The organism is Candidatus Palauibacter sp. (genome assembly GCF_965261555.1).
Lineage (GTDB): Bacteria > Gemmatimonadota > Gemmatimonadetes > Palauibacterales > Palauibacteraceae > Palauibacter.
Genome location: NZ_OZ253465.1, coordinates 366,289 through 381,794, shown reverse-complemented (window position 1 = coordinate 381,794; position 15,506 = coordinate 366,289). Strand labels below are relative to the sequence as shown.

Below are 15,506 nucleotides of genomic sequence, written 5' to 3'. Positions count from 1 at the left end.
CTGAAGGGAAAATCCCTCAACCTTCGTGACGGGGATTTCCCCTCAGGCATCGGGGTTGGTCTCCCCTTCGCGCCCGACGAGCCCTGTCTCGAGCGCGAAGCGCAAGGCGTCGCGCCGACCCTTGAGGCGCAGTTTCGACTTGGCGCGGGCGATGTAGCCCTCGACGGTCTTGGGACTCACCAGCATCTCCTCGGCGGCCTCCCTGGCGGAACACCCGCTGGCGTACAGTACGATCGCCACGCGCTCGCGCTCCGAGAGCGCCTCGACGTCGCCGGGACCGGGTCTCGGCGTTTCCCGCGCCCTGCGCCGCGCAATGAGGCTGGCGGCGCGCCGGGGCAGGTAGGAGTGGCCGCGCGCGACCGCTTCAACGGCGCCGAGGAGATCCGTGTCGGCGGCTGACTTGTTCAGAAAGCCCGCCGCCCCGGCGTCGAGGGCCGGCAGCAGGAACTCGTCCTCGTCGTGGATCGTCAGCACCAGCACCCTGGCATCGAGCCCGAGCGCGACGATGCGCCGGGTCGCCTGCACGCCGTCCATGCCGGGCATGGCCAGGTCCATGATGACGATGTCCGGCTCGAGGGTTTGGGCCTTCGTCACCGCCTCCTCCCCAGAGGATGCCTCGCCCACGACTTCCACGTGGCCAACCGCTTCGAGCAGTGACCTGAGACCGGCCCGCACGACCTGGTGGTCATCGACCAGGAGCACCCTTGTCATTCTTCGGCGGTCCCTCAATCGCGCTCACCCTCCGGAGACGCGACCGGCACGGAGGCCCGGACCGTGGTTCCCATGCCCGGCGAGGTTCGGATGTCGAGGAGGCCTCCGGCGAGCGCCGCCCGCTCGCGCATCCCGGTCAGGCCGATGCAGTCATCGCCCGGCAACGCATCGAGATCCGGCAGCGCGAATCCGCGTCCCTCGTCGCGGATGGTCGCGGAGACGACCCCGTCGGCCGCCTCAAGCGTCACGGTGGCTTCGCTTACGCCCGCGTGCCTCACCGCGTTCATCACGGCTTCCTGCACGATCCGGTACAGCGCCAGCGCGGTGGCCTCCTGCACCTTGCCGCCCACCCGGGCGAGGCTGGCGTGGACCGTGACTCCGTACACCTCCTCGATGTCCCGCAATGCGGAGGTGATGGAGGAGGCAAGACCCCGGCGGTCCAGTTCGGGAGGCAGCAGGCCCCGGATCATCCGCTTCACCCCGCGGATCGCGTCTGCGATCTCCCCGGCCATCCGCTCCCGCGCCCGCTCCCGCTCCCCGTCGTCCTTCTCGTCGGCCAGCAGCTTCGTCCGGATCTTCAGGGCAACGAGCGACTGGAGGAACTCGTCGTGAAGCTCACGCGACAGATGCTTCCGCTCCTGCTCGGCGGCGGCGATCATCAGCCCCGACAGGCGCCGCATGCGATTCCAGCCCGTCATGTCCCGAACCGCGCAGATCACGTGCGTCTGCCCCGACCCCAGCCGCGAGGGGCTCAGGCTGATCTCGACCGGAATCGTCGCGCCGTCCTTGCGCAGGGCCCGCAACTCGAGCCCCTGGCCCATCGGGCGCGGACGCGGCGCCTCCGCGTAGCGGGCCCGGTGAAGCTGGTGCCGGCCGCGGCTGGCCTCGGGTACGAGCCGCTCCACCGGCGAGCCCTCGATCTCCTCCCGACCGTAGCCGAACATCTCGACGGCCCGCCGGTTCAAGTCCCGGATCACCCCCTCCGCGTCCACCACCAGCATGGCGTCCGGAGACGCCTCGAACACGGCCGTATAGTCCCGCTGGTTGAGCAACCCCGATTCCTCGCCGCTGTTTCGCGCAGAGGATGCGTCGCATCTCGGACACGCCGCTCACGCATCCTGAAAAAGTGAGGTTCATCAAATCTAGCACGTTTTTCGTGGACGGTGCGTGTAAGACTGCGCCGTATTCGTGTCGATAGGATGTATGCACGGTGTGCGGGCTACCGCATGCCCGAGCCCGGCCCACTCAACTGGGGGGAATGGTAACGTCGGCCCTTCATCTAGGCCGAGCCCATCACCAGCCCGGCGCTCCTGGATCCGTTGCAATACGGGAACCGCCGGTCACAGCTCCTGGACTACGGGGAATCGCCAGAACGGTTCCGATCCGCATGCGCCGAGGCTCCACGTCTCGATTGACCGTGCTCAGAGCATCCAGCGGAACACCATAGAGTCCAGCAATGCGCGCCAGGGTTTCCCCCGCGGCGACGGTGTGTTCCCGCAGAGTGGAGCGCTCCCCCGGCGGGATTCCGGCGAAGCGGGCGAGAAACGTTTCGCCCGCGCCGAAGGGGATGCGCAGCCGTATCGTCCTGCCCGCCGGGACCAGGCCAATGCGGAGGTGTGGGTTCAGAGTCCTGATCTCGTCCTCGGCGATGCCCGCGGCCTGAGCGAGGACATCCGCCGACGCCGCTCCCTCGACACGGACGACGTCGAAGCGCTCCGGCGGTTCCTTTTTGGGTTCCGCCCGCCTGACGACCGAGAGATCGCCGGCCAGGCGAACGCTTGCGAGGAACTTGGGTATGAAATCCCGGGTCTCCTTGGGCAGCCGGTCGCGGATATGCCCGAACAGGGCATCGTTGCGAGGCCGGGCTCCGCCGTGCCGCCGGATGGCCCGCTCGATCCGCGTCGGCCCCGCGTTGTAGGCCGCCAGAGCGAGAAACCAGCACTGGAACCGGTCATGGAGAGCAACCAGGTAGTCCAGCGCGGCCTGGGTGGACGCGTATACGTCAAGGCGCTGGTCCACGAGCGAGTTGACCTCGAGCCCAAGCCACCGGGCGGTAGCGGGCATCAGTTGCCAGAGCCCGGCTGCCCCGGCCGGCGAAACAGCCAATTGGTAATAGTCGGCCTCGATGAGCGGGAGGTAGCGGAGCGAGCGTGGCAGGTTTCTCGCCGCCAACTCGGCGTCGATGTAGTCCTCGTACCTACCCATTCGCTTCAGGCCGCGCCGCACCGAAATCCGCTCCCCCGTCCCCCAATGAGCCAGCCACCGGGCGACCTCCTCCTCGATCACGCCGTCACGGGCCGATAGCGATCTGATCTCGACATGGGCGTTGCACGGACGACCGTCCCAGTCACCGCAGAACCTCCCGGCCCGCGCCTCGCGATCCTCGCTCTGGAGAGAGGTGTGGGCCACGACGGAATCCGAGCCCCGGATGTTCACCTTGGCGGACATCATGGCCAGAATCACGGCGGTGATGGCGAGGGCGAAACGCATCAGCCACTTGTCCATGAGAAACTCCCTCGGCAGATGGTGAGCATCCCCTCCAACCGGCTCCAGAAACGGCGATCAAGCTTGACCACCTCCAATATCGGCAGCGCATTTCAGCACTCATAGAGGAAAAACCCGGCAATTCGTGAGGCGAAAAAACCAGCCCGGCATGAGGGGGAAATCCCCCCTTGATCGATCCGTGTGGGAAGGTGCGCGAAACCGAGTGAGCCCTTCCCGCTTGACGAAACGCGGACCGGCGTGCCGCCAAGCGGCCCGGATCACGGGCTGCTGCTCCTCGGCTCGGGCATGCGGTAGCCGACGGCGCGCTCGGTGAGGATGTAGGCGGGGCTGGCCGCGTCGTCGCCGAGCTTGTGGCGCAGCTTCTTGACGAACGTACGCACCGGGCCTGGGTTGTTCGCGCCGCGCTGCCCCCACACCGTGCGCAGCAGCCGGTCGTAGGTCAGGACACGCCCCGCGTTCTGAGAGAGTACACGCAGCAACTCGTACTCGGTGGCGGTGAGTTCGACCTTGCGGCCCGCGATGGTCACGAGGCGTTGGTCGTAGCGGATGTGGAGGTCGCCGAGCACGAAGGCCTCGGGGCGGTCCCGCCGCCGGAGTGCCGCACGGATCCGCGCCACCAGTTCGGTCGGTGAGAATGGCTTGACGATGTAGTCGGTCGCCCCGAGTTCGAGCGCCTTCGCGATGGTCTCGTCGTTGCCGTAGCCCGAGATGAAGATCACCGGCAGCTCGGCGAGTTCGGGGATCCGCTTCATGAGTTCGATGCCGTCGATGCCGGGAAGAACCAGGTCGAGGAGAACGAGATCCGGGCGTTCGAAATCGATCAGGCGTTCCAGTTCCCGCGGATCGCCCGTCGACAGAGCGGTCCAGCCCGCCGCGGCGATGGCGTCGCGAACGAAGCGCAGCATCAGCGGGTCGTCGTCGAGCACGAGCACGCGCGTGCGCCCGCGCCGGCGTGTCGACCGCACGGGCCCGCCCGCGCCTGATGCTGCGGCTTCGTCGGCTGCCGCGGGTAGCGTGAACGTGAAACGCGCGCCGAGCCCCGGCCCCGCGCTCTCGGCGCGGATGCGGCCGCCGTGCGCCTCGACGAGCCCCTTCGAGATCGCCAGCCCGAGCCCGCTGCCTCCCCGGAGGCCGGGACGCGCCTTGCGGAACAGGCGCGGGAGCTCCTCCGGCGGGATGCCGCTCCCCTCGTCGGAGACCGAGATCGCCACATGGGTGCCGTCGTGCATCGCCTCGACGCGGATCGGCGACGGCTCGGGCGCGTGGCGCGCCGCGTTGGCGAAGAGGTTGTTCAGCACCTGTACGATGCGTTCGCGGTCGGCCATCGCGAGCGGCAGGCCGGGCGGAAGCTCGACGAGCACGGGGTGCCGGCTGCCGCCACTCAGAAACGTGGTCCGGGCCAGGTCCACGAGCGAGGCCACGTTCGTCGGCTCGGGCGCCACGGTGAGCGTGCCCGCCTCGATGCTGCCCGCGTCCAGCAGGTTCGCGACCAGGCCCCGCATGTGGTTCGCCTGCCCGTCGATGAGGCGGAAGAACTCGATCATCTCCGCCCTGGAGGCGGCCGGCGCGGCTTCGAGCACCGTCCCGGCCGAGCCCTTGATCGACGCGAGCGGAGCACGCAGCTCGTGGCTCACCAGCCTCAGGAAGTCCGCCCGCTGCCGCTCGAACTCCTCGAACGGCGCCAGATCCTGCAGCGTCGCAACGACCGAGACGACCTCTCCGTCCCCGGAACGGATCGGCGTCAAGTTGAGCAGGGTCCGCACGCTCCGCCCGTCCGGCACCGACAGCTCGACCTCCTCGGCCCGCATCGGAGCGGCGCCCTCGAGCAGACCGGCCAACGAAAGCTCCGCGAGCGACACCTGCCGTCCGTCCGGCAGGCGGCACGTCAGCACCTCGAGCAGCTGTTCGGGCGGGGACCCCGGCGTGCGGATCTCTTCGACGATGCGCAGCGCCTCCCGGTTCACCGACGCCACCCGCCCGCTCCCGGCCTCCAGCACCACAACGCCCACCGGCGAGGTCTCGATCAGCGCCTCGAGATCGGCGCGCGCCCGCTCGACCTCGCGGTGCGTGCGCGCGTTCACGATCGCCGCAGCCGCCTGCGAGGCGAACAGCACCAGGATCTCTTCGTCCTCCGGCGTGAACGACTCGCCGTTCTTCTTGTCGCCCACGAAAAAGGTGCCGACGTGCTCGCCCCGGTGGCGCATTGGGGCCCCTGCCATCGTGCGCGTCGGCCACGGGCCCGGAGGGAAGCCGAGCGATTCGATGTAGCCGGGGAGGTCCGCAAGCTGGAACGGCTGCTCGATGTCGCGCAGGTGCTCGAAGAGCCGCGGCCCCTCGGGCCACGCCAGCAGCGCCCCGACCTCCTCCGCCGACGCGCCGGAGGTCACGAAGTCCTCGAGCCGGCCGCGTCCGTCGACCGTCGTGATCGCGCCCTTGCCGGCGCCGGTCAGCGCGCGAGCGCTGTCGACCACCTCCCGGAGCACCGTGTCCAGGTCCAGGCTCGAGTTGACGCGCAGCACCGTGCCGCTCAGCCGCTCGAAGCCGTCCCTGAGCGACCGGTTCTCCCGCCTCAGTTCGCGCAGATCGTTCAATGGTCTCTCCCCCGTTCTCGGTACGGCATCCGCCGGGACCCGCGATTACACCTTTTAAACATTAAACTAACACAGATGTACACGTTTTGTCCATGAAAATCGTGCTATATTTGATGCCTGTCTCCAGGATGTGCGGAAGAGACCCGGATGGATCGCGAGCGAGGACAAATCACGCGAGGCGGCTCAAAGAGGGAATGGGGCCCGGCGTTGGACCGTGTGGGCGCGGGCTGTATCGTGGCGGCGCTCGGTGCTCTCCTCACGATTCTCTCCTGCGGCGGAGGCGACACGTCGGGACCGCGGCCCGGGCCACCCCCACCCCCGCCCCCGACGGCGGCGGCGCCGGCGCGAATCACGCTGGATCCGGAGACGGTCACGGTCGTGGCGGGGGACACGATCCGCGTGAAGGCGACCGTCCTGAACGATCGGGCACAGCCGATCTCCGGCGCCGTGGTGACGTGGACGAGCAGCGACCCTGCGGTCGCCGGCATCGACGCGACGGGGCTTGTGACGGGTTTCAGAGAGGGCAGCGCGCGTCTGACGGCGACTTCCGGGCCCGTCTCGACCGCGGCGCCGGTGGTCGTGCAGGGCCGGGACCGCGCGATCCTGATGGATCTCTACGTCGGCACGTCCGGCGCCGACTGGACCGAAAATGCCAACTGGTCGTCCGACGAACCGGTGGGAAGCTGGTACGGCGTGACGGCGGACGCGAGCGGCCGGGTGACGGTGCTCGACCTGAGCGAGAACAACCTGAGGGGTCAGCTTCCCGATAATCTCGGCGACATGGCCTCGCTCACCGAGTTGATCGTAAGCGGCAACCCGGAGCTTTCGGGCCGGATTCCGTTCTCTCTCTCGCTGGGGAACATTCAGCAGTTTCGGTACGGCGGGACGATGCTGTGCACGGTGAGGGACGAGGGGTTCCAGGCCTGGCTGAACGCGATTCCGACGCGGGACGGGGAGTTCTTCGCCTGCAACGAGGAACGGTCGGACCTCGAGAAGCTCTACGAAGCCATGGGCGGACCGAGGTGGCACCGCAACCATAACTGGCTCACGGGCGCGCCGCTCGACGACTGGTACGGCATCGCGGTCGATTCGGCGACGGGACGGGTCACGAGGATCGAACTTGCGGGCAACAACCTCTCGGGTGAGATCCCGCCCGAGATCCGGTATTTCCCGCACCTGCGATACTTGCGCCTGGAGAGCAACCGGCTCGGCGGCGAGATTCCGCCGGGAATTGGGGAACTCGCGGAACTGCGGTTGCTATGGCTCGACGATAACGACTTGAGAGGAGAGATCCCGCCGGAGATCGGCAGGCTCGTGAACCTCGTCTGGCTCAGGATAGGCGCGAACCAGATGACCGGTCCTATCCCGCCGGAACTGGGCAACCTCAAACGCCTCACTGAGCTCCGGCTCTACGAGGCCCGGTTCGATGGGACGATTCCGGCGGAGTTCGGGAACCTGACCGGACTTAGGTCCCTTCGCATAACGAACACCCGGATCAGCGGGGGCGTGCCCGCGATCCTGGGACGACTCGCGAACCTCCGCGAGCTCTTCCTCGACGGGAATGAGCTGTCGGGCCCGCTGCCCGGTTCGCTGGGCCAACTCGGCCGCCTCGAATCGCTTCGGATCTCCGACAACATGATCGAGGGCCCCGTTCCGGCGGAGTTCGGCAAGCTCGATAACCTCAGGGTCCTCATTGCGGACAACAACCGGCTCTCCGGTTCGCTTCCGCCCGAACTGGGCGACGCCACCGCACTCTACCAGGTGTGGCTCCAGGGCAATCCCGGCCTGGTCGGCCCCCTCCCCGAAAGAATGACCGATCTGGAGAACCTCTTCGAACTGATCGCCGAAGACACCGGGCTATGCATGCCTCGAACGCCCGCCTTCCGTACCTGGCTCCAATCGGCGCTTCCCAAGTACCGGATCCTGTTGTGCGGAGTCGAGTCCCACGCCGAGGTCTATCTCATTCAGGCCGTGCAGTCGCGCGAGTTCCCCGTCCCGCTGGTCGCCGGAAAGGAGGCGCTCCTGCGCGTGTTCGTGACGTCCGAAGAGGAGACCGGAGCGATGATCCCGCCGGTGCGGGCGATGTTCCTCGTGGACGGGGCGGAAGTACACGTGGAGGACATCCCCGCCGGTTCGTCCGTGATTCCGAAGGAAGTGCACGAAGGAGAACTCGACCTTTCCGCGAACGCCGAAATCCCGGCCGAGGTGATCCAGCCCGGCCTGGAGATGGTCGTCGAGATCGATCCGGACCGCACGCTCGATTCGAGTCTCGGAGTGTCGAAGCGCGTCCCCGAGAGCGGACGGATGAAGGTGGAAGTGTGGGACGTGCCCCCAATGCTCCTGACCCTGATTCCCTTCGTCTGGACCGGAGACAACGACCAGGCTGCCGCAACGTTCGTGAGCACGGCCGAACCGGAAGACGACTTCTTCTGGCAGACGAGGACGTATTTGCCCGTCGGAGACATTCGGATCACCCGGCATGAGCCCGTGACCGTCAACTCGAACAACCTCTACGACCTGCTGGCCGATCTCGGACGGATTCGGACGATGGAGGAGGGGATCGGCTACTGGGCGGGCTTGATCCCGACTACTGCCTTTGCCGCCGGCATCGCGTACGTCCCGCACCACCCCGACAGCTTGGCATATGCCCAATACAGCCCGAAGACTTCGGTCTCGAAACTGATTCCGGAAACGGTGGCTCACGAGTTCGGGCATAACATGAGCCTGCGCCACGCGGAATGCTCAGGGACCGAAGCGAACGCGGATCCGACCTACCCGTACGATGACGGGCGGATCGGCAGCTGGGGGTGGGACGCGCGCGATGGGTCGCTCGTGGACCCAGGGTCCGACGTGCGGGACTTCATGACCTACTGTGACCCCACGTGGGTCAGCGACTACTACTTCGCGAACGCCCTGCGTTACCGCCTCCACGACGACCTCGAGGTTCAGGCGGCTCGCGTGCCGGTCCTGATGGTGTCCGGAGGGGCGGCCGCGGACGGAACACTCCGCCTGGATCCCGCCTTCCCGGTAGAGGCGCCACCGTTCCTCCCACATGCTCCCGGCCCATACACGATGACCGGAAGGCGCGCCGACGGAAGCGAACTGTTCTCGCTGAGCTTCGAGATGACGGAGATCGCGGACGGTCATGGAGGCGAGGGGTTCACTTTCGCGCTGCCCGTCCAGGAGGAATGGTCGGAGTTGGTGAGCCTGACACTCTCCGGGCCGGGCGGCACGGTCGAGATCCGGGAGGGGAGTGCGTTGCCGATGGCGATCCTGCGCGATCCGCAGACCGGTCAGGTACGCGCCATCTTCCGCGACCTGCCTGCCGGCCCGCTCGCCCGCAGCGCGGCGGAGGACCTCGCGCCGGAGCCCGGGCTCGAGGTGATGGTCAGCAGCGGACTGCCCGGCCCGGAAGCGTGGCGGCGGTGATATGTGCCTGGCGCGACGTGGCCCCGCGCTTTGGCGGGCCGGGAGTTCCGGTTATCTTTTGTTTTGTCCAGCCCCGGCAGACCGATCTCGATACCCGCGAACCCAAACCATTACGGAGGGGCGTTGACACGATGATTCGCCGACTCGGTTTCCGGATCGCCGTGGCGATGGTGGTGGGAGCGCCGCTGCTCGCGCCCCCGACGCCCGCCGCCGCGCAGTCCCCGGAGGAGTTCTTCGAGACGCGGGTCCGTCCGGTGCTGGCCGAGCACTGCTACTCCTGCCACGGGCGCCTCGTCCGCGGCGAACTCCGCATGGACTCCCGCGAGTCGCTCCTCGAGGGCGGCGTCTCGGGCCCCGCCATCGTTCCCGGCGATCCCGAAGCCAGCCTCCTCATCCGCAGCGTGCGGCACGAGATCGAGGGTCAGGAGATGCCGCAGAACGAGGATCCTCTCAGCGCGCACCAGATAGCGGGCCTCGTCGAGTGGATCGCCATGGGCGCCCCGTGGCCCGTGGCCGTCGCGGAGGGTGACGGTGCGGGGACGGGCGGCGGCGAAGCGATCCTCGTTGCGGCGGACGAGGGTCTATCGCCGGGGGCCCGCCTCTTCGTCGACCTCGTGCGTCCGGTGCTCGAACGGAGTTGTTTCGCCTGCCACGCCGAGGGGGCGCCCAGCGGTCTCCGGCTGGATTCCCGCGAGGGGATGCTCGCAGGCGGCTCACGCGGGCCGGCGCTCATCCCCGGCAACCCCGAGCAGAGTCTCATCATTGCCGCACTCCGCCACGAGCGAGACGACCTGCAGATGCCGCGGGACGCCCCCCAACTCGCGGGCGCCGAGATCCAGGGCTTCGTCGACTGGATCCAGGCCGGGGCCGAGTGGGCCGAGGTCGACGCGCCGCTCGCGATTCCGCGGCGGGCGGTCACTGCGGCCGAGCGCGGGTTCTGGTCGTTCCAGCCGCTCGCGCGCCCGGAGGTGCCTGGCGGCCGCGGCCGCGCGCCCGAGTCCGGATCCGAAGCCGAGCCCGGAGCCGCCGCCGGCCCCCGCGCCGACGGGGCGCACGCCGACATCGACCGCTTCATCCTCGCCAAGCTCGACGAACTGGGCCTCGATCCGCTGCCCCCGGCCGACCGCCGCCAACTGATCCGGCGCGCGACCTTCGATCTCACCGGCCTCCCCCCGACGCCGGAGGAGGTCGATGCGTTCGTCAGCGACCCCGCGCCGGACGCGTTCGAGAAGGTCGTGGACCGGCTCCTCGCCTCGCCCCACTACGGGGAGCGCTGGGGACGCCACTGGCTCGACGTGGCGCGCTACGGCGAGGACGACACGCGCGGGCTGGCCCGGGACGGCTCCGGGCGCGAGCGCTACCCCTCGGCCTACGTGCAGCGCGACTGGGTGGTCGATGCGTTCAACCGCGACATGCCGTGGGACGACTTCGTGCGGGCGCAACTCGCGGGCGACCTCCTCGAGGAACCCGAGCGTTCGAAGGCGATCGGCGGCCTCGGTTTCCTCGGCGGCGGCCCCTGGTACTACGACATCGCAAATCCCGCCGTGGCGCGCGCCGACGAACGCCACGACCGCGTCGACGTCACGACGCGCGGCTTCCTCGGTCTCACCGTGGGCTGCGCCCGCTGCCACGACCACAAGTACGACCCGATCAGGACGCACGACTACTATGCGCTCGCCGGGATATTCAACAATTCCGACTATTACGAATATCCCATTGCCGAAGAGGAAGAGGCGGAGGCCTGGAAGCGGGACCAGGAGTTCATCAAGGGGCTCCGGAAGAGCCTCGGCGACTATCTGAACACGGAGGGCGAGCAGCTCGCCCGCGTCCTCTCGCTCCAGGTGACGCGCTACATGATGGCCGCGTGGCAAGTCACGGGTAAGCCGCAGATCCCGCCCGAGCAGGCCGCCGCGCGAGCCAAGGTCGATCTCGAGACGCTCCAGCGCTGGATCCGCTTCCTCGGCAAGGCACCCCGCCACTATCCGTACCTGCAGGACTGGCAGGCGATGATCGCCCGCGGCGACGCGGAGGAAACCGAGGCCCGCGAGCTGGCCGAGGGCTTCCAGCGCCTCGTCCTCGAGGTCGTGACAGAACAGGAGAAGCTCGAGGAGCGGAACCAGCGCATCATCGCCAAGGGCACGCCGCTCGAGGAGGTGAAGTCGACGCCGATGCCGAACGGCTTCGAGAGTTTCTTCGACCAGCACCAGCTCGAACTCGAGACGATGGAGCGCGAGCGCTTCAACCTCTACATGGACATCTTCCGGCGCGATCTCGACAACGAACTGGACACGTTCTTCCCGGCGCCGGGCCTGCTCCGGTTCCGAGGCTGGGGTCTGGAGCGGCAGCTCGGCCGCGTGGCGATGGACCACGTGACGGCCATGCGGGAGCGGATCGAGGAACTGGAAGACGACCTCCCCGATCTCCCCTTCGCCATGGGCGTGCGCGACAAGGAGCCGGAGGATCTGACCGACATCAGCCTCCACATCCGCGGCAGCCCCACGAGTCTTGGCGAGGCGGTGCCGCGCGGGTTCCTCACAGTGCTCGCCCCGGAGGAGGAGCCGTTCACCGAGGGGAGCGGCCGGCTGCAACTGGCGGAGGCGATCGCCGTCCACCCCATCACCGCGCGGGTCATCGTGAACCGCGTGTGGCGCTGGCACATGGGGTCCGGGATCGTCGACTCGCCGAGCAACTTCGGCTTCCTTGGGGATCCTCCCTCGAACCCTGCCCTGCTCGAGTACCTGGCCGCGCGCTTCGCCGAGGGCGGGATGTCGATCAAGCAGTTGCACCGTGACATCATGCTCACGGCGGCCTACCAGCGCGCCAGCGGGCGGCACGCCGCCAACGAGCAGATCGACGGCGCGAACCGCTACTACTGGCGCCACGACCGCCGTCGCTTGGGAGCGGAGAGCATCCGCGACGCGGTCCTCGCGGTCTCGGGCGACCTCGACCCGAAGGTGGGCGGCCCCTCCCTCGCCCTCGACGACGAGGAGAACAACCGCCGCACGATCTACGGCCGCGTGAGCCGCTTCCAGGTCGACGAGTACCTCCAGACGTTCGACTTCCCGAACCCGAGCCTCTCCGCCGAGCGCCGCTACACGACGAACGTCCCGGCCCAGAGCCTCTACTTCATGAACAGCCCCTTCGTGAGGCGGCAGGCGGAACTGTTCGTGAACCGCCTCGTCGAAGAGGCGGACGCTCCCGAAGCGGTAGCCGAGGACGCCGCCGAATCCGACAACGGAAACGGGTCCGCGAACGGGGCAGGGAACGGGTCGGCGAACGGGGCTGCCGGCGGGGACGGGCGCCCGGCCTCCGAGACTCCCCCCGTCTTCCGCGACCGGGAGATGATCGAGGCGGCGTATCCGCTCCTCTACGGACGCGAGGCCACCGAGCCGGAGATCGCCGCCGGCCTCGCCTTCCTGGAGGAGCGCCGCGCCGACTTCCTCGCGGAGGAGATGGAGAAGCTCGAAGCCGCGGTCGACGAGGAGGCCGAGGCGAACGAGGAGGCCGAGGTCAACGACGAGGCGGAGGCCGAGGCCGGCGACGAGGCCGAGGCGAGCGACGGTGCCGAGGCCGGCGACGAGGCCGAAGCCGCCGACGCAGCGAGGGAAGCCGAGCGCCGCGCCTCCATGCGGGCCTGGATCCAGTACGCCCGGGCGCTGTTCAGCACGGCAGAGTTCAGGTTCGTCGGATGACGAGGCGCACGGATGACGCGGTTCACGGGATGACGATGAGCGAGCCGGACTTCCACCACGGCTGCGGGATGGTCCACGGGGCGCCGCGCACCCGGCGCGAGGCGCTGCGCACGATGGGCGCCGGCTTCGGGATGATGGCCTTCGCGAGTCTGGTGGGGAACTCGATGCTGGAGGCGTCGAGCGGCGTGCTCTCGTCCAGCGGAAGTCCGATGCCCAAGCCCGACTTCAAGCCGAGGGCGAAGAACGTCATCTTCCTGTTCATGAACGGGGGCGTGTCGCAGGTCGACACCTTCGACCCCAAGCCCGTGCTCGAGAAGTACCACGGCCAGCCGCTCCCGACCGGCGAGGTCAAGACGGAACGCCGCACGGGCGCGCTCATGAAGTCGCCCTTCAGCTTCAGGCGCTACGGCGAGTCGGGACTCGAGGTGAGCGAACTCTTCCCCCACGTGGGCGAGTGCGCGGACGACATCTGCGTGATCCGCTCGATGTACACCGACATCCCGAATCACGAGCCGTCGCTCCTGATGATGAATACGGGGCACATCCAGCCGGGGCGTCCCTCGCTGGGATCGTGGCTCACCTACGGCTTGGGGAGCGAGAACCGGGATCTGCCCGGGTTCGTGGTGCTGTGCCCGGACCAGCCGACCGTGGTCGGCCCGCCGCTGTGGAGCAACGCGTTCCTCCCCGCCATCCACCAGGGCACCTACATCTCCGACAAGGTGCCGAGGATCGAGGAGGACTTCGATCCGGAGCGCCTCATCCCCAACATCCGCGGCGAGGGGACGGCTCTGGACGACCAGCGCCGCGAGGTGGACCTGGTCGAGGAACTGAACCGGCTGCACCTGCAGCGCCTCCGGGAGCAGGATCCGCAGATCGAGGGCGCGATCCAGGTGATGGAGACGGCCTACCGGATGCAGACGGAGGCCCCGGACGTGTTCGACATCCGGAGCGAGAGCGACGCGACGCAGCGGCTGTACGGCCCCGGGAGCACGGCGCGCGGGTGCCTCATGGCCGTGCGGCTCGTCGAGCGGGGCGTCCGCATCGTGCAGGTCTACTACGCGAAGGGCGATCCGTGGGACGCCCACGCGGACATCTTCCAGCACCGCAAGAACGCGAAGGACTCCGATCAGCCCTTCGCCGCCGTGATCAAGGACCTGAAGTCACGCGGCCTGTTCGACGAGACGCTGGTCGTGTGCGGGACGGAGTTCGGGCGCACGCCGGTGCTGGAGACGGGGGGCGGGGGCGCGGGCGGGCGCGTCGTGAACGGGCGCGACCACAACCCGTTCGGGTTCAGCATCTGGCTCGCCGGCGGCGGCATCAGGGGCGGCACGACGTACGGCGCCACCGACGACTTCGGCTTCAAGGCGGTCGAGAACCCGGTCCACATCCACGACCTGCACGCGACGATCCTGTACCTGATGGGGATCGACCACGAGAAGCTCACCTACCGCTACAGCGGCCGCGACTTCCGCCTCACCGACGTCCACGGCCAGGTGATCCACGACATCATCGCCTGACGGATAGCGATGATGGCGCACGGCCGCGCCTGCGATGCTCAACGGTCGCGCCGCGGGAACCAGAGGATGAACGCGCTCGTGGTCCGCTGGTAGCGCCGGTACGCCTCGCCTCGCCGCTCGGCCGCCCGCCGCTCGATGGGCGGGATGCCGGTAACGAACCGGATCGACAGGAGCAGCAGCGCCGGCGCGAAGAGGATGGCCCACAGAGGAGCGTGGCCGTAGGCGACCGGCACGTACGCGAGCCAGTGCGTCCACTCGAAGAAGTAGTTGGGGTGGCGCGAGTACCGCCACAGGCCCGTCCGACAGACGCGTCGCTCGTTGCCGGGCACGGCACGGAAGCGTTGCAGCTGCCGGTCCGCGACCGACTCGCCGACCAGCGAAACGAACCAGATCGCCATGCCCGCGAGGTCCGCCGCGCGGAGCGACGGGTCCGGCGGCCGCATGGCGAGGAGGAAGTGCGCCGAGAGCGCGACGACCAGCACGGCCTGGGCCTGGAAGAGGACGAAGAACTTCAATGGCGCCCCGCGTCCCCACTTCACACGCAGGTCCCGGTACCGGCCGTCCTCGCCCGGCGACCTGACCCGTCCAAACAGGTACGCGGCCAGGCGCAGCGACCACAGTCCCGCCATCGCCGCCACCATCCAGCGCCGCCACCCCGCGCCCGATGGCACGGCCGCCGCGTAGAACACCGCCGCACCCCCCAGACCCAGCGTCCACGCCAAGTCCACCGCATCGGCCTCGCGGGTGCGCAACTGTCCGTACCAGAGCAGGGCCATGACCGGGATGATCGTCAGGGCCACCGTCCCGACCGCCACCGGAGCGCTCACGTCACCCCCTCCGTTACTCCTGTCCGAGAGTTCCCGCCAGCCTAAGCCCCGACCACCGGAGGCGCCATGGACTTCGAGCCGGTCGGGTTGAAGGGCGACCTGGGCGCGCTCGCTCTCGGCGTTCTCGTCGCCGGCCACCAGAAGGCCGCCGAGTCCATCGTACACGTTCCAGCCATGGGCAATGTGCTAGATTAGGGCGGGTGCTGGACTTGGACGGGCGTAATGCCGGCGGTG

9 protein-coding genes are annotated in these 15,506 nt (G+C 68.6%); 4 read left to right on the top strand and 5 right to left on the bottom strand.

What is annotated here, in order from left to right:
• Positions 1-42: 42 nt before the first annotated feature.
• The 4 genes from ACQY5G_RS01575 to ACQY5G_RS01560 form a co-directional block, all read right to left on the bottom strand.
• Positions 43-711 carry a response regulator gene (locus ACQY5G_RS01575; RefSeq protein ID WP_428276373.1) on the bottom strand — a complete coding sequence of 223 codons (669 nt, stop codon included), beginning with the start codon at positions 709-711 and terminating at the stop codon, positions 43-45.
• 14 nt (positions 712-725) lie between these two features.
• Positions 726-1,763 (bottom strand): PAS domain S-box protein, encoded by a 1,038-nt coding sequence (locus ACQY5G_RS01570; protein ID WP_428276371.1) that lies wholly within the window; start codon positions 1,761-1,763, stop codon positions 726-728.
• A 241-nt stretch (positions 1,764-2,004) separates the two neighbouring features.
• Complete coding sequence (locus ACQY5G_RS01565; RefSeq protein ID WP_428276369.1) at positions 2,005-3,216, bottom strand: transglycosylase SLT domain-containing protein; 1,212 nt, start codon at positions 3,214-3,216, stop codon at positions 2,005-2,007.
• Between the two features lie 257 nt (positions 3,217-3,473).
• Positions 3,474-5,807: a response regulator gene (locus ACQY5G_RS01560; RefSeq protein WP_428276367.1), complete on the bottom strand. Its 2,334-nt coding sequence runs from the start codon at positions 5,805-5,807 to the stop codon at positions 3,474-3,476.
• Positions 5,808-6,023: 216 nt separating this feature from the next.
• Between ACQY5G_RS01560 and ACQY5G_RS01555 the strand changes: the two genes are divergently transcribed.
• The 3 genes from ACQY5G_RS01555 to ACQY5G_RS01545 all read left to right on the top strand — a co-directional run bounded on the left by ACQY5G_RS01555 (position 6,024) and on the right by ACQY5G_RS01545 (position 14,445).
• Positions 6,024-9,236: a leucine-rich repeat domain-containing protein gene (locus ACQY5G_RS01555; RefSeq protein WP_428278629.1), complete on the top strand. Its 3,213-nt coding sequence runs from the start codon at positions 6,024-6,026 to the stop codon at positions 9,234-9,236.
• A 131-nt stretch (positions 9,237-9,367) separates the two neighbouring features.
• Positions 9,368-12,928 (top strand): DUF1549 domain-containing protein, encoded by a 3,561-nt coding sequence (locus ACQY5G_RS01550; protein WP_428276365.1) that lies wholly within the window; start codon positions 9,368-9,370, stop codon positions 12,926-12,928.
• Positions 12,929-12,996: 68 nt separating this feature from the next.
• On the top strand, positions 12,997-14,445 hold the full coding sequence (locus ACQY5G_RS01545; protein WP_428278628.1) for a DUF1501 domain-containing protein: 1,449 nt from the start codon (positions 12,997-12,999) through the stop codon (positions 14,443-14,445).
• Between the two features lie 38 nt (positions 14,446-14,483).
• On the opposite strand, the gene ACQY5G_RS01540 is transcribed toward ACQY5G_RS01545, so the two are convergent.
• Positions 14,484-15,272 carry a DUF1295 domain-containing protein gene (locus ACQY5G_RS01540; protein ID WP_428276363.1) on the bottom strand — a complete coding sequence of 263 codons (789 nt, stop codon included), beginning with the start codon at positions 15,270-15,272 and terminating at the stop codon, positions 14,484-14,486.
• A 66-nt stretch (positions 15,273-15,338) separates the two neighbouring features.
• On the opposite strand from ACQY5G_RS01540, the gene ACQY5G_RS01535 reads away from it, so the two are divergent.
• Positions 15,339-15,467, top strand: a complete 129-nt coding sequence (locus ACQY5G_RS01535; RefSeq protein ID WP_428276361.1) for a hypothetical protein — start codon at positions 15,339-15,341, stop codon at positions 15,465-15,467.
• Positions 15,468-15,506 lie beyond the last annotated feature (39 nt).